22 protein-coding genes, 1 tRNA gene and 2 riboswitches are annotated in these 22,622 nt (G+C 70.1%); of the genes, 11 read left to right on the top strand and 12 right to left on the bottom strand.

The annotated features are described in order from the left end of the window. Positions 1–736: 736 nt before the first annotated feature. Positions 737–825: transfer RNA gene (locus tag BLS97_RS10425), tRNA-Ser, on the top strand. A 130-nt stretch (positions 826–955) separates the two neighbouring features. Here BLS97_RS10425 and BLS97_RS10420 read toward each other — a convergent pair. Continuing rightward, the gene (locus BLS97_RS10420; protein ID WP_090475911.1) at positions 956–2,590 is read right to left on the bottom strand and encodes an ABC-F family ATP-binding cassette domain-containing protein; all 1,635 of its coding nucleotides are present in this window, start codon (positions 2,588–2,590) and stop codon (positions 956–958) included. A gap of 212 nt (positions 2,591–2,802) precedes the next feature. Continuing rightward, a riboswitch (guanidine-I (ykkC/yxkD leader) is annotated at positions 2,803–2,910 on the top strand. A gap of 59 nt (positions 2,911–2,969) precedes the next feature. On the opposite strand from BLS97_RS10420, the gene BLS97_RS10415 reads away from it, so the two are divergent. From BLS97_RS10415 to atzF, 5 genes are read left to right on the top strand one after another with little or no spacing between them, the layout of a single operon-like run. Then, positions 2,970–4,511: an amino acid permease gene (locus BLS97_RS10415; RefSeq protein ID WP_090475910.1), complete on the top strand. Its 1,542-nt coding sequence runs from the start codon at positions 2,970–2,972 to the stop codon at positions 4,509–4,511. After that, positions 4,511–5,215 carry a DUF1989 domain-containing protein gene (locus BLS97_RS10410; RefSeq protein ID WP_090475909.1) on the top strand — a complete coding sequence of 235 codons (705 nt, stop codon included), beginning with the start codon at positions 4,511–4,513 and terminating at the stop codon, positions 5,213–5,215. The genes BLS97_RS10415 and BLS97_RS10410 overlap by 1 nt, the downstream gene beginning before the upstream one ends. Beyond that, a complete protein-coding gene (locus BLS97_RS10405; protein ID WP_090475908.1) occupies positions 5,212–5,862 on the top strand; it encodes an urea amidolyase associated protein UAAP2 in 651 nt (216 codons plus the stop codon). Before BLS97_RS10410 ends, BLS97_RS10405 begins: the two co-directional genes overlap by 4 nt. Next, positions 5,859–8,111, top strand: a complete 2,253-nt coding sequence (locus BLS97_RS23470; protein ID WP_197676509.1) for a 5-oxoprolinase/urea amidolyase family protein — start codon at positions 5,859–5,861, stop codon at positions 8,109–8,111. Before BLS97_RS10405 ends, BLS97_RS23470 begins: the two co-directional genes overlap by 4 nt. Continuing rightward, positions 8,108–9,850, top strand: coding sequence for an allophanate hydrolase (gene atzF, locus BLS97_RS10395; protein ID WP_090475907.1), 1,743 nt, complete (start codon positions 8,108–8,110; stop codon positions 9,848–9,850). The genes BLS97_RS23470 and atzF overlap by 4 nt, the downstream gene beginning before the upstream one ends. Here atzF and BLS97_RS10390 read toward each other — a convergent pair. From BLS97_RS10390 to thiM, 4 genes are all read right to left on the bottom strand, one after another. After that, complete coding sequence (locus BLS97_RS10390) at positions 9,844–11,139, bottom strand: alpha-hydroxy-acid oxidizing protein (protein ID WP_090481883.1); 1,296 nt, start codon at positions 11,137–11,139, stop codon at positions 9,844–9,846. The genes atzF and BLS97_RS10390 overlap by 7 nt on opposite strands. Positions 11,140–11,243: 104 nt before the next feature. Continuing rightward, a complete protein-coding gene (gene thiD / locus BLS97_RS10385; protein ID WP_231988473.1) occupies positions 11,244–12,098 on the bottom strand; it encodes a bifunctional hydroxymethylpyrimidine kinase/phosphomethylpyrimidine kinase in 855 nt (284 codons plus the stop codon). Continuing rightward, positions 12,095–12,736, bottom strand: a complete 642-nt coding sequence (gene thiE, locus BLS97_RS10380) for a thiamine phosphate synthase (RefSeq protein ID WP_090475905.1) — start codon at positions 12,734–12,736, stop codon at positions 12,095–12,097. Before thiE ends, thiD begins: the two co-directional genes overlap by 4 nt. Continuing rightward, entirely contained in the window at positions 12,733–13,539 is an 807-nt protein-coding gene (gene thiM / locus BLS97_RS10375; protein WP_172832361.1) for a hydroxyethylthiazole kinase, read from the bottom strand. The genes thiE and thiM overlap by 4 nt, the downstream gene beginning before the upstream one ends. Next, positions 13,534–13,631: riboswitch (TPP riboswitch) on the bottom strand. (Overlaps the previous gene by 6 nt.) A 65-nt stretch (positions 13,632–13,696) precedes the next feature. Between thiM and BLS97_RS10370 the strand changes: the two genes are divergently transcribed. Next, the gene (locus BLS97_RS10370) at positions 13,697–14,569 is read left to right on the top strand and encodes an LLM class flavin-dependent oxidoreductase (RefSeq protein WP_197676508.1); all 873 of its coding nucleotides are present in this window, start codon (positions 13,697–13,699) and stop codon (positions 14,567–14,569) included. Here the strand turns inward: BLS97_RS10370 and BLS97_RS10365 are convergent. The 4 genes from BLS97_RS10365 to BLS97_RS10350 all read right to left on the bottom strand — a co-directional run bounded on the left by BLS97_RS10365 (position 14,559) and on the right by BLS97_RS10350 (position 16,743). After that, a complete protein-coding gene (locus BLS97_RS10365) occupies positions 14,559–15,008 on the bottom strand; it encodes a cupin domain-containing protein (RefSeq protein WP_090475904.1) in 450 nt (149 codons plus the stop codon). The genes BLS97_RS10370 and BLS97_RS10365 overlap by 11 nt on opposite strands. Then, positions 15,005–15,820, bottom strand: coding sequence for a transglutaminase-like domain-containing protein (locus BLS97_RS10360; protein WP_090481874.1), 816 nt, complete (start codon positions 15,818–15,820; stop codon positions 15,005–15,007). The genes BLS97_RS10365 and BLS97_RS10360 overlap by 4 nt, the downstream gene beginning before the upstream one ends. Positions 15,821–15,990: 170 nt before the next feature. Continuing rightward, positions 15,991–16,329, bottom strand: a complete 339-nt coding sequence (locus BLS97_RS10355) for a hypothetical protein (protein ID WP_090475903.1) — start codon at positions 16,327–16,329, stop codon at positions 15,991–15,993. A gap of 111 nt (positions 16,330–16,440) precedes the next feature. Then, positions 16,441–16,743, bottom strand: coding sequence for a helix-turn-helix domain-containing protein (locus BLS97_RS10350; protein ID WP_090475902.1), 303 nt, complete (start codon positions 16,741–16,743; stop codon positions 16,441–16,443). A 63-nt stretch (positions 16,744–16,806) separates the two neighbouring features. On the opposite strand from BLS97_RS10350, the gene map reads away from it, so the two are divergent. The 3 genes from map (at position 16,807) to BLS97_RS10335 (ending at position 19,491) form a co-directional block, all read left to right on the top strand. Next, positions 16,807–17,586 (top strand): type I methionyl aminopeptidase, encoded by a 780-nt coding sequence (gene map / locus BLS97_RS10345; RefSeq protein WP_090475901.1) that lies wholly within the window; start codon positions 16,807–16,809, stop codon positions 17,584–17,586. A gap of 225 nt (positions 17,587–17,811) precedes the next feature. Then, positions 17,812–18,579 carry an alpha/beta hydrolase gene (locus BLS97_RS10340; RefSeq protein ID WP_090475900.1) on the top strand — a complete coding sequence of 256 codons (768 nt, stop codon included), beginning with the start codon at positions 17,812–17,814 and terminating at the stop codon, positions 18,577–18,579. Positions 18,580–18,645: 66 nt separating this feature from the next. Continuing rightward, positions 18,646–19,491 carry a siderophore-interacting protein gene (locus tag BLS97_RS10335; protein WP_090475899.1) on the top strand — a complete coding sequence of 282 codons (846 nt, stop codon included), beginning with the start codon at positions 18,646–18,648 and terminating at the stop codon, positions 19,489–19,491. 236 nt (positions 19,492–19,727) lie between these two features. Here BLS97_RS10335 and BLS97_RS10330 read toward each other — a convergent pair whose 3' ends face one another. Then, positions 19,728–20,849: a DUF475 domain-containing protein gene (locus BLS97_RS10330; RefSeq protein WP_090475898.1), complete on the bottom strand. Its 1,122-nt coding sequence runs from the start codon at positions 20,847–20,849 to the stop codon at positions 19,728–19,730. Further along, positions 20,850–21,425: a TerD family protein gene (locus BLS97_RS10325; protein ID WP_090475897.1), complete on the bottom strand. Its 576-nt coding sequence runs from the start codon at positions 21,423–21,425 to the stop codon at positions 20,850–20,852. A 215-nt stretch (positions 21,426–21,640) separates the two neighbouring features. On the opposite strand from BLS97_RS10325, the gene BLS97_RS10320 reads away from it, so the two are divergent. Next, a complete protein-coding gene (locus BLS97_RS10320; RefSeq protein ID WP_090475896.1) occupies positions 21,641–22,147 on the top strand; it encodes a GNAT family N-acetyltransferase in 507 nt (168 codons plus the stop codon). On the opposite strand, the gene BLS97_RS10315 is transcribed toward BLS97_RS10320, so the two are convergent. Beyond that, on the bottom strand, positions 22,109–22,549 hold the full coding sequence (locus BLS97_RS10315) for a PGPGW domain-containing protein (protein WP_090475895.1): 441 nt from the start codon (positions 22,547–22,549) through the stop codon (positions 22,109–22,111). The genes BLS97_RS10320 and BLS97_RS10315 overlap by 39 nt on opposite strands. Between the last annotated feature and the right edge of the window lie 73 nt (positions 22,550–22,622).

Raw genomic sequence — 22,622 nt, 5'->3', positions numbered from 1 at the left:
CGCCGACTCGACAAGAACCGTTTCAATGATGCCACGCAGGTAGTCGACTTGTTTCGGAGCGTGATCGACTTTTGGTCATCGCGGCCTGTCAATCCCGCCCGGGGCGTCCGCCGTTCGGTCGGCAGAACGCTTACCCTGGCACCGTTTCCGAGGCGCGAGGACGAGAGCCGGGCAAGTCCGGGCGGCGACTACCGGGCACCGGCGTCCGCTCGTGGACATCATCGGACACCGGACTCGGGGCACACCACACGCACCTGTCGCCATAAGGCACAGCAACTCTCGTCGACGGGAGGCGACAATGCGTCACGTTCTTGTGGCGTAAGGAAGGCTTGCCCGGGGTCAATACCGACACCGCGTACCGGGCGAAGCCCGACACCCGCACCCCGGATTGGCGTGAGATTTCGTAACGGATTTCCTATGAAGTCGCCCCGGACCGACCGATCGGTCGGCCGCGGGGCCGAGTGTGGCCACCATCACGCCCGGCGGCGGCCGTTTCCCGGTCGGTGCCTGTACCTGCCCGTAGGTCGGCCGCTTCCATCGACTACCCGGCCCGGGTCCATCCGGCGACCCGACGGCCCGGTCCCATCGGCGACGTGGTCCGCGTCGACCGGGGGGCCGGTCAGCCGATCCGTCCGGCGCCACCGCGCGCCGGCCTCCCAGCTCCCCCGGCCGATGACCGGGACGTCGACAGGCTCGTTGGTCAGCGACCGTCCCGCGGCCCGGTATAGTTCCCGCCGGAGGATTCGCCTAGTGGCCTATGGCGCACGCTTGGAATGCGTGTTGGGTTAACCGCCCTCAGGGGTTCAAATCCCCTATCCTCCGCCAGCGGTACGCGGCTCCGACCTGCCACGCAGGTCGGAGCCGTTCTGGTCTCCGGGGCCGGCCGCACCGGCTCGGCCCACCCGTCAATGCGGGTGACAGGCCCCGGGAGACGCTCGTCACCGCCCGAACCAGGTCAGATCTCCCGCACCGCACCGTTTTCCACGTGCCAACGGCGGTTCAGGTGCACTGCGTCGAGCATCCGGCGGTCGTGGGTCACCAGCAGCAGGGTGCCGGTGTATTCGTCCAGCGCCTGTTCCAGCTGCTCGATGGCCGGGAGATCGAGGTGGTTGGTCGGCTCGTCCAACACCAGCAGGTTGACCCCCCGCGCCTGCAGCAGCGCCAACGCGGCGCGGGTGCGCTCGCCCGGCGAGAGCGAGATGGCCGGGCGCAGTACGTGTTCGGCCTTGAGACCGAACTTGGCCAGCAGGGTCCTGACCTCGGACTCGGGCCAGTCGGGGACCAGATCGCCGAAGGTCCGCAGCAGCCCGGCCGGGCCGAGCAGCAGACCGCGGGCCTGGTCGACCTCACCGACGGCCACCCCGGATCCCAGATGGGCGGCCCCGCCGGCCAGTTCCAGGCGTCCCAGCAGGATGGCCAGCAACGTCGACTTCCCGCCGCCGTTGGGTCCGGTGACACCGATCCGGTCGCCGACGTCGACCTGGAGATCGACCGGACCGAGGCTGAAGCTGCCGCGCTTCGCGATCGCGCCCCGCGCGACCGCGACCACCGTCCCGGACCGGGGGGCGGCCTGGATCGTGTACTGCAGCTCCCATTCCTTCCGCGGCTCGGCCACCTCGGGCAGCCGCTCGATCATCCGCTCGGTCTGCCGTGCCTTGGCTGCCTGCTTCTCCGTCTGTTCGACCCGGAAGTTACGGCCCACCTTGTCGTTGTCCTTCTTCCGGGTCGCCTTGCGCAGCCCGGCGTCCATCCAGGCCCGCTGCATGCGACCGCGTTCCTCGAGCCCCGACCTCTTGTCGGCGTATTCGTCGTAGGCCTCGCGGGCATGCCGACGACTGACCTCCCGCTCGGCCAGATACGACTCGTAGCCACCGCCGTAGACGCCGATCCGCTGTTGGGCCAGGTCGAGCTCGACCACGGAGGTCACGCACCGAGCCAGGAACTCCCGATCGTGGGACACCACCACCAGACCGACCCGCTGACCGGTGACGAAGCGCTCGAGCCGGGCGAGCCCGTCCAGATCCAGGTCGTTGGTCGGCTCATCGAGCAGCAGGACGTCGAACCGGGACAGCAGAAGGGCGGCCAGCCCGACCCGGGCCGCCTGCCCGCCGGACAGGCCGGTCATCGGCGTGGCCGGGTCCACGGTCAAGCCGAGTTCGGCCAACATGGCCGCCGTCCGTTCCTCCAGGTCGGCGCCGCCCAGGGACAACCAGCGCTCGAGTGCGGTGCCGTAGACGTCGTCGGCCCCCTCGTCGCCGTTGGTCAGAGCGGTGGTGGCCGCCTCCATCGCCGCCTCGGCCGCGGCCACCCCGGTCCGTCGGGCCAGGTGCTGCCCCACCGTTTCCCCGTCCGGCCGTTCGACCTCCTGCGGGAGATACCCGATGGTGGCGTCCGGCGGGCTCACCACGACGCGGCCGGATTCGGGACGGTCGAGGCCGGCCAACAGGCGGAGCAGGGTGGACTTGCCGGCGCCGTTGACACCGACCAGACCGACCACGTCACCCGGGGCGACAACCAGGTCCAAGCCGGAGAACAGCACCTTGTCCCCATGGGCGGCGGTCAGATCCCGGGCCAGCAACGTTGCACTCACACCTGCAGATCCTGCCAGGCCGCAGCCCCCGCGCCGGCCCCCGAGGCCGCTCGCGCCGTCGCGACCGGAGCCATGCCGGGCCGCGGGCGAAGGCCGTCGGTGGTGTTTCGGGACGATTTCCCGATTCCGGCGATCGGTCATCGAGACGAAACCGCAGGCGACCACATCCGAAACACACCGGGCGTTCACTGTCCATTGACTCGTTCACTGCAGCGAGGCGCACCTAGGGTTCCTCCGATCCTCGCCGGATCGGGTTTGCGACCGAGAGGTGCAGGCAGGGCTTCGGCCCTGTTCCACGGCGGGATAAAAGCCCGGGAGGCCATCGTCATTGGCCCCCGCCGGCGTTGTCGTGGGCCCTGGATTCACCAGGAGTCGTGACATGACCGCAGTCGCAGTTGGAACCGACACCGTTGCGTCGTCCGATCTCGGCGAGTTCGGGTACGAGCAGCAACTCCACCGTTCGATCGGGAGCTACGCGTCGTTCGCGGCCGGGTTCTCGTTCGTCTCCATCCTCACCACCATCTTCCAGCTGTTCGGCTTCGGCTACTCCTTCGCCGGTCCGGTCTTCTTCTGGACCTGGCCGGCCGTCTTCCTGGGGCAGCTGACGGTCGCCCTGTGCTTCGCCGAACTGGCTGCGCGGTACCCGATCTCGGGCGCCATCTATCAGTGGTCACGCCGGCTCGGCGGTCACGTGGTCGGCTGGTTCGCCGGCTGGACGATGATCCTGGCCCAAGTGGTGACGGTGGCCGCCGCGGCGGTAGCCATGCAAGCCGTGCTGCCGTCGATCTGGTCGGGATTCCAGCTGGTCGGCGGTGACCCGAACCCGTTGACGCCGAGTGGCGCGAAGAACGCCGTCGTCCTCGGCGTGATCGTCCTAGTCGGCACCACCCTGATCAACTCCTTCGCGGTCAGGGTCATGGCCGTCATCAACTCCATCGGGGTCACCTGCGAGCTGGTCGGTGTCGTGTTGCTGGCCATCGCGTTGTTCAGCTCGGCCAAGCGGGGCCCGGGCGTCGTGCTGAACACCCAGGGCCTGTCCGGTGGACTGTTCGGTTCTCTGCTGGTCGCCTCGCTGATGGCCGCGTACGTCATGGTCGGCTTCGACTCGGCCGGCGAACTGTCGGAGGAGACCCACAATCCGCGGAAGACGGCGCCCCGCACCATCATTCGCGCGCTGACGGTCTCGGCCGCCGGCGGCGCCTTCATCCTGATCGGTGCTTTGATGGCCGCCCCCGAGGCCAACGATCCGAACATCGGCACCGGCGGGTTGGCCTACGTGATCACCAGCCGGCTGGGTGACGTGCTGGGCAAGGCGTTCCTGGCCGACGTGGTGCTGGCCGCCTTCGTCTGCACCCTGGCCATCCAGACCGCCACCACCCGGATGATCTTCTCGATGTCCCGTGACGAGGTGCTGCCGTTCTCCCAGCAGCTCGGCAAGGTCTCCCGCAACGGCGCCACCGCGACCGCCTCGATCCTGGTCGGCGTCCTGGCCGTGGCCCTCCTGCTGGTCAACATGGGCCAGACCGGTGTCTTCACGGCGCTCACCAGCACCTGCATCGTGCTGTTGTACCTGGCCTACCTGATGGTCACGCTGCCCATGCTGCTCAAGCGCATCAACGGTTCGTGGGGCCGTCTGCCGACGGTGCGCGACGAGGCCGGTCGACCCGGATTCTCCTTGGGCCGCTTCGGACTTCCGCTCAACGTGATCGCCGTGCTGTTCGGCCTGGCGATGATGATCAACCTGGCCTGGCCACGGGAGGCGGTCTACGGTTCCAGCCCGGTGCTGCACTACTTCGCGCTGATCTTCCTGGCCGTGGTCATCGTCGGCGGCGCTCTGGTGTTCGCCGCCAAGAAGCGGGCCTATCGCGAGGCCATCGGCCACGAGATGACCGTGACCGCCGTCGCCGAGGCCGCGGTCTGATGGCGCTCTACACCCACGAGATCCCGGGCGGCGCGGCCTGGTCGGTGACCCTCAAGGCCGGCCGGAGCCTGACCCTGACCACCACCGGTGCCGGCGCGAACGTCTCGACGCTGGTCTTCGCGGCCGACCGGCTGGACCGGATGAATGTCCCGGACACCCTCAAGGCCCAGATGACCGCCCGCGTCAGGCCGCCGGTGGTGCTGATGAGTGATCGCGGACTGGCCCTGGCCAGCGTGGTCGACTCCTCCGTGCCGTGGCACGACGCGTTGTGCGGATTCACCGGTCCCCGGGACCTGGAGCGCCTCTCCCCCACCGACTACCAGCACGACCGCAACGAGTGGCGCCGCAGTGCCCGCGAACTGTTCCTGCTGGAGCTGTTCAAGTACGGCATGGGCGAGGCCGACCTGCACGGCACGGTGAACTTCTTCTCCAAGGTCGTCCCGGCCGACGACGCCTCGTGCTCGTTGACCTTCGTCCCGCAGGCCTCGGTCGCAGGCGACCACGTCACCCTCCGGGCCGAGCAGGAGCTGCTCGTCATCCTGGCCACCACGGCGCACCCGCTGGACCCCTCGGTCCGGTGCGCACCGGCCGGCGTGGTCGCCTCGGTTGACCTGGCCGCTCCGTGGGACGGCGCCGATCCGTCGGCGACGTTCCGCCCCGAGAGCTTCCGGGCCCTCGACCAAACCCGAAAGGCGTTCGCATGACCGGCATCCTGAGTCTCACCGAGAGCGACCTGCGCGTCGAGAACGCGGTGCTCGACACCGTCGTCGGGGCCGGGGACGGCTTCCTGGGCACCGTCCCGGCCGGCGGCCGCTTCCGCATCGTCGACCTCGACGGCAACCAGGCCGCCGACACCCTGTTCTACGACGCGGCCGACATCGACAACCGGTACAGCGCTTTCGACACGATCCGCGAACAGACCGCCGTGTACCTGACCACCGGATCGAAGCTGATGTCCGGCCGGGGCGACCTGCTGGCCACCATCGTCGCCGACACCTGCGGCCGTCACGACACCGTGGGTGGCGCCTGCGCGCAGGAGTCGAACGTCATCCGTTACGGCGACCACGTCCGTCACCAGCACGCCTGTCGTCAGACGTTCCTGAAGTACGGCGCGTCGGTCGGTATCGGACAGCGTCAGCTCGGTCACAACATCAACTTCTTCATGAATGTGCCGGTGACCCCGGACGGCGGCCTGACCTTCGCCGACGGCCTGTCAGCCCCGGGCAAGTACGTCGAGATCCGGGCCGAGCGCGACCTGTACGTGCTGATCTCCAACTGCCCGCAACTCAACAACCCCTGCAACGGCTGGAATCCGACGCCCGTGCAGCTGCTGGGTTGGTGGGACAAATGACGGTCACCCTGACCGGGCCCGGCGCGGCGATCGCCGAGGCCGAGGGCGCGGAGTCCCTGGGCGGCAACGGCATCGAGTTTCTCAAGCCGGGGATCCAGACCACCGTGCAGGATCTCGCCGGGCGGTCCGGGTTCTGGGACGTCGGGGTTCCACCGTCCGGCGCGTTCGACGACCACTCGTTCGCCCTGGCCGGGCTGGCCGTCGGCAACACCCGGGGCGAGGCCGGGCTGGAATGTGTGATGGTCGGCCCGGTGCTCGCGTTCACCGTCGACACCGTGATCGCCGTCGCCGGGGCGGCCACGACGGCGCGGCTCGACGGCGTCCGGGTGGTACCCGGAGTGCCGACGCCGGTAGCCGCCGGGGCCGTGCTGGACATGGGCAAACTGGCCGGCCCCGGGATGCGCGGCTACCTGGCGGTGTCGGGTGGCATCGATGTGCGCGAGGTGCTGGGCAGCCGATCGACGTTCGTCCTGGGCAAGTTCGGTGGCCTGGACGGTCGGGCCCTGAGGCGGGGAGATGTGTTGCCGCTCGGGCGTTCCCGGAATCCGGTGCACGACGTCTCGGCCGCGTTGCCGGTGCTGACCTCGTCGTGGGAGCTGCGGGTCATGCTGGGTCCGCACGGCGCGCCGGTGCACCTGACCCCCGACGGCGCCGACGAACTGTTCGCCGCGAGCTGGGCGGTCGACCACCGCAGCGACCGCACCGGCGTCCGCCTGGTCGGTCCCACCCCCGGGTGGGCTCGGACCGACGGTGGCGAGGCCGGTCTGCACCCGTCGAACGTGCACGATTCAGCCTACCCAGTGGGCGGGATCATGCTATCCGGTGACACTCCGGTGATCGTCGGCCCCGACGGTCCCAGCCTCGGCGGGTTCGTCGTGCCCTGTGTGGTCATCGGCGCCGACCGCTGGATCCTCGGGCAGCTCCGGCCCGGTGACGCGGTGCGGTTGGTGCCGGTGTCGCTGGAGCAGGCGCGCGCCGCCCAGGCCACCCGGCGCTCCACCCTCGCCGCCCTCGTCGCACCCACGTCCACCGTCGCACCCCCGTCGGCCGTCGCACCCACCCCGGCGTGGATCAACATCGCAGGCGTGGATCAACATCGTCGGATTGGGACGCAAGGGTCAGAAGTCAACAAGTTCGGCCCTGCCGACGAAGTTGATCCACGCGGAACCCCGGGCGACGTCGACCCACGCGGAACCCCGGGCGACGTCGATCCACGCGGGACCGGCGACGACGTCGATCCAGGTAGCACCCGCGTGGCCGTTGATGCACCCGAAACACGGCTGACGGCACCGCTGGCGGCGCTGGCCCCGACCGGACACCGACCCGACTTCACGGTGCGGCTGGCCGGGGATCGGCACGTGCTGGTCGAGGCCGGCCGGGTCGAGTTCGACCTGACCGTCCGGATGTGGATCCACCTGTTGGCCGACGCCCTGCGGGCCCACCGCCCGGCCGGTGTCACCGAAATCGTCGAAGGTGTGCGCTCTCTGCTGGTGGCGGTGGACGACAGCCGTCTCCGGCCGACCGCGCTGGCCGCGCATCTGGCCGATCTGGCCGCCGGTGTGGCCGATCCGACCGAGGTGACGTTGAACGTCCGCGAGGTCACCCTGCCCATCGCCTTCGACCATCCGCAGGCGCACGAGGCGATGCAGCGCTACCAGAAGTCGGTCAACCCGACCGCCCCCTGGTGCCCGGACAACGTCGAGTTCATCCGTCGGATGAACGACCTGCCGCAGCGCGACGACGTCTTCGGCATCGTCGAAGCGGCAACGTATCTCGTCGTCGGCCTCGGGGACGTCTACCTCGGCGCGCCGGTGGCGGTGCCGATCGACCCGCGTCATCGGCTGGTCACCACCAAGTACAACCCGGCCCGGACCTGGACGCCGCAGAACGCGGTCGGGATCGGTGGCATCTACCTCTGCGTGTACGGGATGGAAGGGCCCGGCGGCTACCAGCTGGTCGGCCGGACGGTGCCGGTGTGGCGTCTGCTGACCGACGACCCCGAGCGCGATCCGCAACCCTGGCTGTTGCGGCAGTTCGACCGGCTGCGCTTCACGCCGGTGACGACCGAGGAGCTGGAGGACACCCGGGCCGACATCCTGGCCGGGCGCTCCGATCTGCGGACCCGAGCGGCGCAGTTCTCACTGTCCGAGGTGGCCGGCATCGAGGCCCAGCACGCCGCCGAGATCGCCGCCACCCGCGCCACTCGCCAGGCCGCCTTCCAGGCCGAGAGGGCAAGGTGGAACGCATGACCGGCACGCTGGCCGGACCGTTCCTGACGGCGCCGATCCCGATTGACCTCCCGGCAACCGAACGGGTCCGGATCGCCTATCGACGGATGGCCGCGGCGAATCGGCCGGAGGTGTGGATCACGGTGCGGGACAGCACATCCGTCCTGCTCGAGGCGGCCGCGATCGACGCCCGGGTGGCCGCCGGCGAGGCGTTGCCGCTGGCCGGGCGGCTGATCGCGGTGAAGGACAACATCGACGTGGCCGGCCTCCCGACCACGGCGGCCTGCCCGGAGTTCGCCTTCACCCCGGACGCCACCGCCACGGCGATCGCGCGGCTGGTCGAGGCCGGCGGCATCGTTCTGGGCAAGGCGAACCTGGACCAGTTCGCCACCGGGTTGGTCGGCGTTCGATCGCCATACGGCGCCGTGCGCTGTGCGTGGGACCCGCAACGCGTGTCGGGCGGGTCGAGTTCCGGCTCGGCCGTCGCGGTCGCGCTCGGGATCGCCGATATCGGGATCGGCACCGACACCGCCGGTTCCGGTCGGGTCCCGGCCGCCTTCCACGGACTCATCGGGGTCAAGGCCACCCTCGGGTTGGTTCCCACCACCGGGGTCCTCCCGGCCTGCATCGACTACGACTGCGTGACGGTCTTCGCCCAGGAACTCGCCCTGGCCCGTCAGGCCATCGGCGTGATGGTCGGCCCGGACCGGGCCGATCCCCGCAGCCGGGTCTGGCCGCCGGATGTCCCGCTGGCCGCACCGTCGGTGCCGCGCATCGCGGTACCGCGGCCGGAGGATCTGCAGGCGCTGGAACCGGGTTACCGGCGGGCGTTCGATGTCGCCGTGGCCGACCTGGCCGCCTCCGGTTGCCGGGTCGACACGGTGGACATCTCCGGCTTGCTCGATGCCGCCCGCCTGCTGTACGACGGGGCCATCGTGGCCGAGCGGTACTCGGCCGTCGGGGAGTTCCTGTCCGGGCGGCCGGCCGGGGCCGACCCCACGGTGTCGGCCATCGTTCTGAACGCCGGACGGGTGGCCGGACCGGCCGTCATCGACGACCAGGATGCGCTGTTGCGGGCCAAAGCGGCGGCGGGACAGATGCTGTCCGGATTCGACGGACTGCTGCTGCCGACCACCACCGAACATCCCACGATCGCCGCGGTCCGGGGCGACCCGGTGGCGATCAACCGGCGGCTCGGGACCTTCACGAACTTCTGCAATCTGCTGGACATGGCCGCGGTCGCCTTCCCGGCTGCCCCGGCCGACGGCGCTCCGTTCGGAGTGATGATGGTCGTGCCTGCGTTCCACGACCAGGTCGCCCTCGACCTGGCCGCTCGCTTCCTGGGCCAGGAGCCAGGAAATCCATTGCCCGGCAACGGGATCGAGGTCTCCGTGTTCGGCGCGCACCTGCGCGGCCAGCCCCTCAACCGTGAACTGCAGGCCCTGGGCGCGCGGTTCGTCGAACCGGTGCAGACCAGCGACGCCTACCGGTTGGTCGCTCTGGACACCGTGCCCGCCAAACCCGGCCTGGTCCGGGTCCTGCCCGGTGACGGCGCGCCCATCGCCGGCGAGCGGTGGCTGCTCTCGCCGGCCGCCCTTGGCACCTTGCTGGCCACCCTCCCGGCGCCGATGAGCCTGACCAGCGTCGAACTGGCCGACGGCCGTTGGGCGGTCGGGTTCGGCTGCTCCCACCAGGCGGCCCTGGACGGCTCCGACATCACCCGGTTCGGCGGCTGGGCCGCGTATCTCGCCAATCACTGACGCGCGGCGCCCGGGCCCCCGGGGTCGGGCGCCAGCGCGTCAGCACTGATGTCGGCCACGCGGGTCAGACCGCACAGGCCCATCGTGAGGTCGAGCTCGGCCAGCAGATTCTCCAGCACATCGGAAACCCCTTGCCGTCCGCCCAGTCCCAGGCCGTAGACGTACGGGCGGCCGATGCAGACGGCCCGCGCGCCGAGCGCCAGCGCCTTCACCACGTCAGCGCCGCTGCGGACCCCGCTGTCCATCAGCACCGGGATCCGACCGTCGACCGCGTCGACCACCCCGGGCAGGGCGTCCAGGGAACCGCGCGCCCCGTCGACCTGGCGGCCGCCGTGGGTCGAGACGACCAGCCCGTCGATCCCCTCGTCGACCGCGCGCCGGGCGTCATCCGGGTGCAGGATCCCCTTCAGCACCACCGGGAGTGCGGTCATCGTGCGCAGCAGATGCAGGTCGTCCCAGGTCAGCGACGGCCGGGAGTAGACGTCCAGGAAGGTCTGGACGAAGGCCATGGGCACCGGCGACCGGAGATTGTCCAGCAGCCGGCCCGGGTGCCGGCGGGCGATCCGGATCAGCGCCGACAACGCGGCCGGCAGCTCCGCGACCGACGGGCGGATGCGGGTGCCCGGCGCTCGCGCGGCCACCAGTTCGGCGAACACCGGATCGCTGGTGTACTGGGCGATCCCCTCGCCGGTCGCGAACGGGAGCGACCCCAGATCCAGATCACGCGGCCGCCAGCCGAGCATCGTGGTGTCCAGGGTGACGACGATGGCCTCCGCGCCGGCCGCCTCGGCCCGTCCGACCAGACTGGCGACCAGGTCGTCGGAGGTGCTCCAGTAGAGCTGGAACCAACGAGGCGAATCCCCCATCGCGGCCGCGCACTCCTCCATCGGGACGGACGCCTGGTTGGAGAAGATGTACGGCAGGCCAAGGGCCGCCGCCGCTCTCGCGACGGCGAGGTCCGCGTCGCGGTGCACCAGGCCGAGCGCGCCGATCGGCGCCAGCAGCATCGGCGCGGGCAGCCGGCGGCCGAACAGCTCGACCGACAAGTCCCGGGACGAGACGTCCCGCAACACCCTCGGCGACAACTGACGGCGCGCGAAGGCAGCCCGGTCGGCGGCCATCGTCAGCTCGAGTCCGGCGCCCCCGGTCACGTAGGCGAAGGCCTTGGCCGACAGTCGAGATCGAGCGGCCGCCTCCAGGGCGGTCCAGCCGGTGGGCACCTCCGGTCGCCGACCGAGCACCCCGGCGGCGTAGATCGAACCCTGCCGTGCCCGTCCGGAGATCGTCATGCCGACCACTCTTGCACCCCGGCCGACCGTCACACCCACGTCCGAGGGGTTACACCCCCGGTCGACCGGCGGCCCGTGGCCGTCGCGAGTTCACCGTCGCGAGTTCACCGTCGCGGCCACATGGCCGAGAAGTGATGTACCGGGCCGTGTCCGCTGTAGGGCGAGTAGTCGGTGCCGGTGCCGCCGATCATGAGCTCGTCGGCGTGGCGCAAGGCCGTGGTCAGGTAGGCCTTCGCCTCCTGCACGGCGGTGAACCAGTCATCAGCGCCGGGGCGGAGTACGGCGACGGCCGAGGACAACGTGCAACCGGTGCCATGTGTATTGGCGGTGTCGATCCGCTCCGCGGTCAACTCCTGCACCCGGCCGTCGCTGTCGACCAGGTAGTCCGTCGCCTCCGGGCCGACCAGGTGGCCACCCTTCAGCAGCACCCGCCGCGCGCCGATCGCCCGCAGCGCAAGGCTCTGCGCCCTGGTCTCGTCCGCATCCGCGGCACGCTGGGTACCCAGCAGCGCGGCCGCCTCGTCCAGGTTCGGCGTGATCAGGTCGGCCAGTGGCAACAACTCCGACCGCATGACGTCCTCGGCGTCGGGTGCCAACAGCCGATCCCCCGACGTCGCCACCATCACCGGATCCAGGACCACGACGGGCGGCGCGTACCGCCGCAGCGCATCGGCCACCGCCCGGGCGATCTCCGCGTTCGCGATCATGCCGACCTTCACGGCGTCGATGCCGACGTCGGCGAACAACGCGTCGAGCTGCTCGGCGACGAACCCGGCCGGGATCGGGAAGACGCCGGACACGCCGCGGGTGCTCTGCGCGGTCAGGGCCGTGATGACGGCGCAGCCGTAGCCACCGAGCGCACTGAAGGTCTTCAGATCGGCCTGGATCCCGGCGCCGCCGCTGGGATCGGAACCGGCGATGCTCAGCACCACCGGCGGGTGGCCGGGCGGCCGGGTCACGGCGCGTCCCATCCTCGGCGCAGCGTCGCAGCCGCGGCCGCCGGGTCGGCCTGACCGCAGATCGCCGAGATGACCGCCAGACCAACCGCTCCCGCGCGACGCAGCTCGGGGATGTCCGCCGCCTTGACGCCACCGATGGCCACGCAGGGCACCGAACCGGCCGCACACATCGCGGCCAGGGCGTCGAACCCGATCGCGGGTGCGGCGTCGGTCTTGGACGGCGTGTCCCGGATCGGGCCGACCCCGAGCAGATCGACGGTGCCGTCCGGCAGCATCAGTGCGTCCCGCAGTTCCGCCTCGGTCGACACCGAGAGGCCGAGGTGGGCGGCCGGTCCGATCAGCCGCCGAGCGGCGAGAGGATGCAGATCGCGCTGACCGACGTGCACGCCGTGGGCCCCGACCGCGAGGGCGACGTCGACCCGGTCGTTCACGATCACCGGAATGCCGGTCTCCCGGAGCGCGTCCAGCACCGCCGTCGCGAGCGCGGCCAGATCACGGGTGCTGGCCAGCGGATCGCGGATCTGAACCGCACTGACTCCCCCGGTCACCGCCCGCCGCACCGTGTCGACCACCCCGGCCGGCCCGCCGCAGAGCACGGTGTCGGTCACCAGGTAGACCGACGCGTCGATCCTGCTCAAGAAACGCTCACCGCGCCTCCCTGCGCAATCTCGTTGCCCGACAGCTCGTCCAGCGCATCGAGGAAGGCCACGGCGAACATGCCGATCCCCTCGCTCTGCTTCGCCGCCCGGTCGCCGGCCACACACACCCAGGCGGTGGCGGCGGCCGCCGCGAGCAACCGATCCGGGGTGACGGCGGCGCAGGCGCCCATCAGCGCCCCGAGGAAGCACCCCACTCCGGTGACCCGGGTGAGCTGGTCGTTGCCCGACGCCACTCGTACCGTCCGGGTGCCGTCGGTGATCAGGTCGACCGCGCCGCTCATCGCGACCACGGTGGCGAAGTCCCCGGCCACCTGCGCCGCGACCTCGGCCACCTCGTCGGGGGTCGCCGTGGAATCGACTCCCCGTCCTCCCGTGCCACCGGACAACGCGCCGATCTCGGAAGCGTTACCCCGGATGACGGCCGGCCCGAGGGCGGCGAATTCGTGGGCCAGACCGGTGCGGAGGGGCAGCGCCCCGATGGCCACCGGATCCAGGATCCACGGCACCCCGGCCCCGATAGCCCCGGCGATACCGGCCCGCATACCCGCCGCCTGGGCCGTGGTCACGGTGCCGAGGTTGATCAACAGGGCGCCGGCCACCGACGCCAGCAGACCCGCCTCCTCCGGCGCGTCGACCATGGCCGGCGCGGCACCGGCGGCCAACAGACCGTTGGCGGTGAAGTTCGCGACCACGGTGTTGGTGATGCACTGCACCAACGGCGAGGCCGCTCGCACACGGTCGATCACGGCGGCGATGTCGGCCGTCGTCAGAGCTGATTCCAGAGTCACTGGCGTTCCCTTCGCAAGCACTACCTTGGCAGGTTCCACGGGTGCATCTCAGCCGGTTCTCGCCTCCGGCGCCCCGCGCCGTCCACCACCGTAGCCGGTTCCGGTGCGTGCCTGGGTACGCACCGTCCCGGCGGGCGTAGGTTCTGTGGCCATGACCATCACCCCACCCCGACGGCTCGGCGTCATGTTCGACCGGGCCCGCCCGCCCGAGCAGCTCGCCGGCTTCGCCCGAGACCTGGAGCAGGCCGGCTTCGACGAGATCTGGGTGGTCGAGGACCTGGGCTGGGGTGGGGCGATGTCGTCCGCGGCCACCGCGCTGGCCGCTACCGGATCCATCACCGTCGGCATCGGGATCGTCCCCGCGCCGCTGCGGAACGTCGCGGTGCTCGCGATGGAACTGGCCACGCTGGAGCGGCTGCATCCCGGGCGGCTGCTGGCCGGGATCGGCCACGGCGTGACGCCATGGATGCGGCAGGTCGGTGCGGCCGTCGAGTCACCGCTGACGCTGCTGGAGGAGACCTTCCGGGCCACCCGCGCGCTGCTGCGCGGCGAATTCGTCGATGCCCACGGCCGCTACGTGACGGTGGACGGGGTCCGGCTGGTCCACCCGCCGGCCGCGGTGCCGCCACTGCTGGCCGGTGTCATGAAGCCGCGGTCGCTGGCCCTGGCCGGCCGGGTCGCCGACGGCACAATCCTCGCCGAAGGCACCGGGCCGAGCGTCATAGCCGCTGCGCGGCAACACATCTCAGCCGCCAGTGAGCATTCGCTGACCGTTCTCACGCACGTGTGCATCGAATCCGACGAGCAGGCACTGGCTGCGGCCACCGCCGACGTCCGGGCCGAGTTCGCCGAGGTTCAGGGCGTCGCTCCGGCGCAGGTCTACCTGGCTGATGGGCCGGCATCTGTTGCTGCGCAGAAGGTTTCCGCGCTCTGGGACGCCGGCGCGGACAGTGTGGTGCTGCGCCCGATCGGCGATCGGCCGCTGGCGACGGTGCTCGCCCTGCGGGCGGCCCTCACCGGCTGAGCTCGTCGATCCGGGTCGCCCACCCGGGGAACATCGCCGTCAACTCCGGCTGGTCGCCCAACTCGAAATCGGACCACTCGAAAGCGGGCACCACCACGGTCGACACCAAAGACCAGGCCCCGTCGGGCGAGGCGCCCTGCCAGGTGCCCGCCGGAATCAGTACCTGCGGCTGCTGCCCGGCGGCGAGATCGCTGCCCAGCACCACCTCACGGCCGTCACCGTCCAGGACGAGCATCCGCAGAGGCGCGCCGGCGTGGTGGAAGAACAGCTCGTCGCTGGTCCGCATGCGGTGCAGCGCCGAGAAATCGTCCCCGGACACCAGGTAGTAGATGGCCGTCGCTGCGCTCGCCCCGGTCGCCGTGTACACCCGGCGGAAGTAGCCACCCTCGGGATCCAGTCGCTCCAGGCCGAGGCGGGCGATGATCTCCTCGGCCGTCACCCGTGCACCGCCGTCAGTTCCTGGGCGATCACCGTCATGTTCTCCAGCAGCGGGCCGCCGAACGTCGTCGCCATGGCCACGTCCGAGGCGTCCCGGCCCCGGCCGATCAGGATGCGGCCCTTGCGACGCTGGTTGTTCCGCGGATCGAAAGTCCACCATCGTCCGCCCAACCAGACTTCCATCCAGGCCGCGAAGTCGTTCGGCGAACCGTCATCGGGTACGTCCATGAACGGCAGGTACCCGAACACGTACCGGGCCGGGATGTTCAGTGCCCGGCAGAAGGAAATGGCCAGGTGAGTGAAATCGCGGCAGACCCCGAATCCCGACGCATTGACGTCGGCCGCGGTCGAGGTGGGATGGCTGCTCCCGTACGCGAACTGCAGATGACGATGAACGTGGTCGCAGATCGCCTGCACCCGTTGATATCCCGGTGGCGTGTCGGCGAAACGCCACCAGGCTTCGTTGCCCAGCATGTCGGGCAGGCAATAGCGGCTGGGCATTGTGTAGAGCAGGACGTCGTCCGGCAGTTCGTGCGGCGCGACCTCCGGGGCCGATTCGTCGAAATCCTCGGTCTCGTCGGCCACGTCGACCAGGGCTCGATAGGAGAACGTGGACGGCCCGGCCGGCAGCACCACCCGCAGGCAGCGGTTGCCGTACAGGTCGCGGTACTCGTGCGCATCGAGCGGCGGCCGGAAGCTGAACGCCTCACCGGTGACGCCATCACCCAGAGGCGCGACCTGGAAGACAGTGGACGTCTCTATCTCGGCCGAATACGTGAAGTCGCAGCCGATCTGGACCCGCCGGTTGGTCACACGTGACTCCATTCGCCGGGCCGACCCCGGCCGGTCGACCGCTGGTCGGCAGATCGCCGGGTCGGCAGCGAACCCTGCACCGGAGGGCTCGTCGCCCGAGCGTAGTCACGTCGTGTTGTCGGCAGGTTTCGGACGCGCACGGCCCGGGCACGACGGGGCCGCGGGCGGAGTCAGCCCTGCGGACGATTGCCGGGGTTCCGCCGCCGAACCGGGGTGGTGGGCTCGGTCGGCTCGACGACGGCCGGGCCGGGGGCCAGCATCCGTTTGGCCACGGCCACGGCGGCCCGGTAGCTCTTCGTCCGGGTGAGTTCGCACAGCCGGTTCTGTTCGGCCGGTGACGGTGTCGGATTCTTCAGCAAGATCTTGAGCTGCCGATCGACCGGCAGATCGCGGTTGCGGTCGACCTGGGTCCGACCCGGGCGGTTGAAACCGCGCCGCTGCGGATGGTCCCCGGCCCCGTTGGACCGCCCGGCACCGGACGACGACCGCCGATCTCCACCTGCAGCCATGCGCCTACCTCTTCCTCGTGAACCGTGACCTACCCACGGTAGAGGTTCGGCGGCCCGGTGCGCGACGCCCGCGGTCGGGACGCGACCGCCGGCCGCCTCGCTACCGACGCGTCAGGAAGCCATCCGTTCCCGGGCTCGGCGGCGTGACGCGGCGGGTTCGATCTCCTCGTCCGGCCCCTTGATCTCGGCCCACACCGCATCCAGCGACGCCCCAAGGACATCGGCGATCGCGGCAATGGTCGGGAAGGCCGGGGTGGCGACGCGTCCGGATTCGATCTTCCGGAGGGTCTCCGGCGAGATCCCGGCGTCGAGCGCGACGTCCAGCATCGAGCGCTGCCCCCGGGCGCGACGCAGGAAGTCACCGAGACGCTGACCGCGCTCGATCTCGGCGGGGGTGAGGGGCAGTCTGACCATGCGCCAATGATAGTACCGGTACTATATGGCCGGTATAGTTATTGGAATGTGGAGACAACGATCATGATCGAGATTCTGAGCGCCACCGAACTGCGGCGCGCGCGGGGCACCGGCGCGGTGGTCGCGCAGATCCTGCAGACCCTCAAGGGCCGGAGCACAGCCGGCACGAACCTCCTGGACATCGATCGGTGGGCCAAGGAGATGATCACCGAGGCCGGGGCCATGTCCTGCTACGTCGACTACGCGCCGTCCTTCGGCCGGGGGCCGTTCGGCCACTACATCTGCACGTCGGTCAATGACGCCGTGCTCCACGGACGCCCCCACGACTACACCCTCGCCGACGGCGATCTCCTTTCCCTCGACCTCGCCGTTTCCACCTCCGGGGTGGTCGCCGACTCGGCGATCAGCTTCGTGGTCGGTGACGCACCGGCCCCGGAGAGCGTGGCCCTGATCGACGCGACCGAACGTGCCCTGCGGGCCGGAATCGCCGTGGCCGGCCCCGGTATTCGCATCGGCGACATCTCCCACGCCATCGGCTCGGTGCTGCACGAGGCCGGATATCCGATCAACACCGAGTTCGGCGGTCACGGCGTCGGATCGACCATGCACCAGGACCCCCACGTGTCCAACACCGGCCGGCCCGGCCGGGGATACCGGCTGCGACCCGGACTGCTGCTGGCCCTGGAGCCGTGGGTCATGGCCGACACCGCCGACCTCGTCACCGACGCCGACGGATGGACCCTGCGCAGCGCAACCGGCTGCCGGACGGCCCACGGCGAGCACACGATCGCCATCACCGACCACGGCGCCGACGTCCTCACCTTGCTCCAGCAGTCAGACTGATCGGCCGGCCCGGGGCGACACTCGGGCCCGAGCACGTTCGGCCGGGCCCGCGCTCGGCGTCACGGAACGCGCCCTCGACCGCCTCGCCGGGACCGCTGTTGTGATCTGGGCCGGCTCCGATCCCGCCCCCTGGAGGACGGTCCGTCGAGCCGGAAGCCCGGCCGATGTCGGCCTGGTCTCGTAGAGTCGCTCGGACCAACCCCCGACGACGAGGCGGTCAGACCGATGGCCCATCTGCGCTGCGACTTCTATTCCGACGTGCTCGGGCTGAGCACCTCGATGACGGTGATCCTGCCCCAGCAGACCACGACCCAGATCGGCCTGTCCGGCACCGCCCGCGACGGCGGGCATCCGACGCTGTACCTGTTGCACGGGCTCAGCGACGACGACACCACCTGGACCCGCCGTACGTCGATCGAGCGGTACGTGTCGACGATGGGGCTGGCCGTGGTCATGCCGCAGGTGCACCGCAGTTTCTATGCCGACGAGGCGCACGGCAACCGGTACTGGACGTTCCTGTCCGAGGAGCTCCCGGCCGTGGCCGAAAGCTTCTTCCGGCTGTCGCCGCGGCGGGAGGACACGTTCGTCGCCGGGCTCTCGATGGGCGGGTACGGCGCCGTCAAGTGGGCGCTCCGCTGTCCCGAGCGGTTCGCCGCCGCGGCCAGCCTCTCCGGATCCCTGGACATCCGGGACCCGCAGCGGTGGCGGGACAAGCCGTCGATCATGAAGCGTGTCTTCGGCGAGTCGGAGGACGCCGTGCCGACGCAGGAGGACGTGCTGGCGCTGGCTCGGCGGATCGACCCCAACATTGCTCCCAGTCTGTACATCGCCTGCGGGCAGCAGGACCGGCTGTGCGAGTCGAACGAGCTCTTCGTCAAGACCGCCGAATCGGCCGGCCTCGCCGTGACCAGCAAGTTCACGCCCGGAGAACACACCTGGGACCTCTGGGACGCGCGGATCCGGGACGTCCTGGACTGGTTGCCGTTGCACTGAGCACCCGAAACCCTCTGATTGGGCCTGGTAAGGTAAGCCTAACCAGATCAACGAAGAGGGAATCCGATGACTCAGGCCACCCGCCGCCGCGCCGCACCCAAGACCGCCACCGTGGTCCGGACCGAGCGCCTCAGCCCGACCATGATCCGGGTGGTCTTCGGCGGCGCCGACCTCGTCGATTTCGAGCCTTCCGACTGCACCGACTCGTACGTCAAACTGTGGTTCCTCCAGCCCGGCATCGACTACCCTCGACCGCTGGACCTGGACCGGATCCGGGCCGAGGTCCTGCCGGAACACTGGCCGGTGGCGCGCACGTACACCGTCCGGAACTTCGACGTCGTGGCCCGCGAGTTGACCATCGACTTCGTGCTGCACGGTGACAGTGGGATCGCCGGGCCCTGGGCCGCACGGGCCCGCCCGGGCGACGAGCTGCTGGTGGACGGCCCAGGGGGCGGTTACGCGCCCGATCCCCAGGCCGTGTTCTACCTCTACCTGGGAGACGAGAGTGCCCTGCCGGCCATCGCCGCGGCCCTGGGCGCCCTGCCGGCCGACGCCGCCGGACAGGCGCTGATCGAGGTCCACGACGCGTCATCGGAGTTGCCGCTGGCCGCACCGCCTGGGGTGGCCGTGAGCTGGGTGCACGCCGGCGACCGGCCGGTCGGGCGGGCCCTGGTCGAGGCGACCCGGTTGCTGCAGTTCCCGGCGGCATCAGTCGACGCGTTCGTGCACGGCGAGGCCGGCTTCGTCAAGGAACTCCGCCGGCTGCTCCGCGTCGAGCGGGGCGTACCCAAGGAGCACCTGTCGATCTCGGGCTACTGGCGGATCGGAGCCACCGAGGAGGGCTGGCGAGCCGGGAAGGCCGAGTGGAACCGTCAGGCCGACGAGGTCGAGAAGGCCGCCGGCCTGGCCTGAGCCGGGCCTGGGCCTGTGGGTCGGGGCCTGGGCCTGGGCCTGAGCTGGGCCTGGGCGCATACCGAACGGCCCGGCGCATACAGAAGGGCCCGACTCCGCCGATTTTGAGGCGGATTCGGGCCCTTCTGTATGCGCGGGTCAGAAACGTATGCGCGGGTCAGAAACGTATGCGCAGGTCAGAAACGTATGCGCAGGTCACAAACGCATGCGCCGGGCACAAACGCATGCGCCGGAAGCTACACGCGGACGTCGATCTCTTGGACCGGTTCGCCTTCGGCGGCCTCGCGGCGGTTGCGCATCAGGCTGGACACGAACGCGGCACCGATCAGGACCAGGCCGACCAGGCCGGTGACGACCTCGTTGACCTCCCACTTGATGGTGATCAGCAGGATCAGGGCGAGGGCGCCGATCGCCCAGTGGGCGCCGTGCTCCAGGTAGACGTAGTCGTTGAGCGTGCCCTTGCGGACCAGGTAGACCGTCAACGACCGGACGAACAGGGCGCCGATCAGGCCAAGACCCAGCGCGATGATGATCGGGTCCGGGGTGATGGCGAACGCGCCGATGACGCCGTCGAAGGAGAACGACGCGTCCAGGACCTCCAGGTACAGGAACAGGAAGAACCCGGCCTTGCCGACCGCCTTGGCGATCTCGGACGGACCGCCGTGCGCCTTCCGTTCGAACTCCTCCTCCTGGCTCTCTTCGAAGTTCTCGAACAACCCGCCGAGCCCGTTCACGGCCAGGTAAGACACGATGCCGAGCACGCCGGCGGCGAGGACCTTCCCCGGATCGGCGGCGACGGTCTGGCCGATGACGAACAGCAGCACCCCGGCGATGATCACCGACAGCGCGTCCAGCTTGCCGATCCGCGCCAGCGGCCTCTCCAGCCAGGTCAGCCAGGTGATCTCGCGCTCCTCGAACAGCCAGTCCAGGAACAGCAGCAGCAGGAACATGCCGCCGAAGGCGGCGATCTGCGGGTGCGCCTCGTGCAGCTTGTAGGCGTAGCTCTCGTGGTCGGAGATCGGAAGCTTCTGGAACGCGAGGGTGATGGCGTTGCCCGGGCTCATGTGAGCGGTCAGGACGACCACCAGCAGCGGGAAGACCAGCCGCATACCGAACACGGCGATGACGATGCCGACGGTCAGGAAGATCTGCTGCCAGCGCTCGCTCATCCGCTCGAGCACCTTGGCGTTGACCACGGCGTTGTCGAAGGACAGCGTGATCTCCAGGATGCCCAGGATCAGCGTGAGGCCGGCGGCCTTCCAGCCGCCGTAGAAGTAGGCGACGACGATCGCGGCCAGGGAGATGATCCCCGAGGCGGCAAAGATCCGGGTCGCGCTGTGGTTGGCCGGTGCGGTCATCTAGACATTCACTCCGAAGTCGATGGCAATTCCACGGAGACCAGAGGCGTATCCCTGGCCGATGGCTCTGAACTTCCATTCGCCGTTGTAGCGGTACAGCTCGCCGAAGACCATCGCGGTCTCGGTTGACGCCTCCTCGGTGAGGTCGTAACGGGCCAGCTCGGACCCGGTGGTGCGGTCGACGACGCGGATGAAGGCCCCCCGGACCTGGCCGAAGGACTGGCGTCGCTGGTCTGCCTCGTAGATGGACACCGCGAAGACGATCGAGGTGATGGTCGGCGGCACGGCGGCCAGGTCCACATTGATCTGCTCGTCATCCCCGCCGGCGCCGCCGACCAGGTTGTCACCGAGGTGCTCGATCGACCCGTCGGGCGACCGCAGGTTGTTGAAGAAGACGAAGTACGAGTCGCCGAGGATCTTGTGGTCCGCACCCAGGGCCAGCGCGCTGGCATCCAGGTCGTAGTCGGCGCCGGTCGAGGACCGGACCTGCCACCCGAGAGCCACGGTCACCGCGGTCAGGTTCGGAGCGGCCTTCGTCAGGGAGACGTTCCCGCCCTTGCTCAGACTCACGCTCATGATGTGCTCGACTTTCTGGCCGTCCCCGGCCGGCGCTGGACATGGTTCACGGGACCGCGACTTCTGGCCCGGAGAACGACCGAACCGAACTCGGTGTTCCGCGTGAAGCCTTCCATGCGCGAGGCCGGTCCGGGTGGGTTTCCGCGTGCGCCCACCATCCGAAGGAAAGGTAAAGACCTCGTTACCCGCCCACTATCGCATGCGAGGATCCGCGTATGACGAACCAGCCGGGCGCCGGGCGCCGGATCGTGATCGCCGCCACTGCGTGGGACTCGCCGGCCGCCACGGGGTTGCGGGAGGCACAGCAGGAGGAGCTGCGGGCCCTCTACGACGGGGACACCGAGCCCGGCGTGAAACCCTCGGCCGCCGACGTCACGGTCTTCCTGCTGGCTCTGGAGGTTCCGGCCGGTGACGCCGATCAGGCGACCGACGCGATCGCGGTGGCCTGTGGTGGCCTGCGGCCCCTGGGGCCAACGACAGCCGAGATCAAGCGGATGTACGTCCGGCCGTCACATCGCGGTGCCGGGCTGTCGCGGCTCGTGCTGGACGCGCTCGAGGCCAGCGCCGTCGAGCACGGGTGGACCCGATTGATGCTGGAGACCGGTCCCCTGCAGAAGGCCGCGATGGGCCTCTACACCACCGCCGGGTACGCGGCCATCCCCGCGTTCGGCGCGTACGCCGACTCAGGGACGTCGCTGTGCTTCGGGAAGACCCTCGCCTGACGCCGGTCGATCCGCATCGTCCGGCTGGGGCGTGTTCGCCCGGCGCAGCGCGTAGACGATGGTGCCGACCAGAATCAGCCCGCTGATGATCAGCGTGATCGCGGCGAGGGTGTTGACCCACGGCACCGCGACGCCAGCCAGTTCGACGATCCCGATGGCCACCAGCACCAGGGCGGACAGGACGGACAGCCCCGTCTGCCACCTGTTCCGGGCCACCTGGTCGATGCCGTCCTGAGCCTTGCCCCAGGCGTAGTCCAGCGGCACCTTCGCCCATTCGAACTGGGTGGCCAGCAACGCGAGAGCGGCGGCGATCAGCAGGAAGCCGGGACCGGGCAGCACCAACAGGGCGATGCCGATCAACAGCAGGGCGATGCCCAGAATGGCGACCGCGGCTCGTTTCATCCGGATTTCCTCACGGGTTCACGGTACCGAAGGCGGCCGCCGGGTCCTGAGCGTCGCTCAGGATCGGGCAGGT

The organism is Nakamurella panacisegetis (genome assembly GCF_900104535.1).
Classification (GTDB): Bacteria; Actinomycetota; Actinomycetes; order Mycobacteriales; family Nakamurellaceae; genus Nakamurella; species Nakamurella panacisegetis.
The sequence above is the reverse complement of the archived record's forward strand: the minus strand, read 5'-3'. Positions and strand labels throughout refer to the sequence as shown.

Excerpts from the sequence above, each read along its gene's own strand:
- BLS97_RS10340 (WP_090475900.1), top strand. The coding sequence starts at position 17,812 with ATGGCCCATCTGCGCTGCGACTTCTATTCCGACGTGCTCGGGCTGAGC.
- atzF (WP_090475907.1), top strand. The coding sequence starts at position 8,108 with ATGACCGGCACGCTGGCCGGACCGTTCCTGACGGCGCCGATCCCGATT.
- BLS97_RS10325 (WP_090475897.1), bottom strand. The coding sequence starts at position 21,425 with ATGAGCGTGAGTCTGAGCAAGGGCGGGAACGTCTCCCTGACGAAGGCC.
- BLS97_RS10350 (WP_090475902.1), bottom strand. The coding sequence starts at position 16,743 with ATGGTCAGACTGCCCCTCACCCCCGCCGAGATCGAGCGCGGTCAGCGT.
- BLS97_RS10335 (WP_090475899.1), top strand. The coding sequence starts at position 18,646 with ATGACTCAGGCCACCCGCCGCCGCGCCGCACCCAAGACCGCCACCGTG.
- BLS97_RS10320 (WP_090475896.1), top strand. The coding sequence starts at position 21,641 with ATGACGAACCAGCCGGGCGCCGGGCGCCGGATCGTGATCGCCGCCACT.
- BLS97_RS10410 (WP_090475909.1), top strand. The coding sequence starts at position 4,511 with ATGGCGCTCTACACCCACGAGATCCCGGGCGGCGCGGCCTGGTCGGTG.
- BLS97_RS10355 (WP_090475903.1), bottom strand. The coding sequence starts at position 16,329 with ATGGCTGCAGGTGGAGATCGGCGGTCGTCGTCCGGTGCCGGGCGGTCC.
- BLS97_RS10330 (WP_090475898.1), bottom strand. The coding sequence starts at position 20,849 with ATGACCGCACCGGCCAACCACAGCGCGACCCGGATCTTTGCCGCCTCG.
- BLS97_RS10405 (WP_090475908.1), top strand. The coding sequence starts at position 5,212 with ATGACCGGCATCCTGAGTCTCACCGAGAGCGACCTGCGCGTCGAGAAC.
- BLS97_RS10390 (WP_090481883.1), bottom strand. The coding sequence starts at position 11,139 with ATGACGATCTCCGGACGGGCACGGCAGGGTTCGATCTACGCCGCCGGG.
- BLS97_RS10315 (WP_090475895.1), bottom strand. The coding sequence starts at position 22,549 with ATGAAACGAGCCGCGGTCGCCATTCTGGGCATCGCCCTGCTGTTGATC.
- BLS97_RS23470 (WP_197676509.1), top strand. The coding sequence starts at position 5,859 with ATGACGGTCACCCTGACCGGGCCCGGCGCGGCGATCGCCGAGGCCGAG.
- BLS97_RS10415 (WP_090475910.1), top strand. The coding sequence starts at position 2,970 with ATGACCGCAGTCGCAGTTGGAACCGACACCGTTGCGTCGTCCGATCTC.
- map (WP_090475901.1), top strand. The coding sequence starts at position 16,807 with ATGATCGAGATTCTGAGCGCCACCGAACTGCGGCGCGCGCGGGGCACC.
- BLS97_RS10370 (WP_197676508.1), top strand. The coding sequence starts at position 13,697 with ATGACCATCACCCCACCCCGACGGCTCGGCGTCATGTTCGACCGGGCC.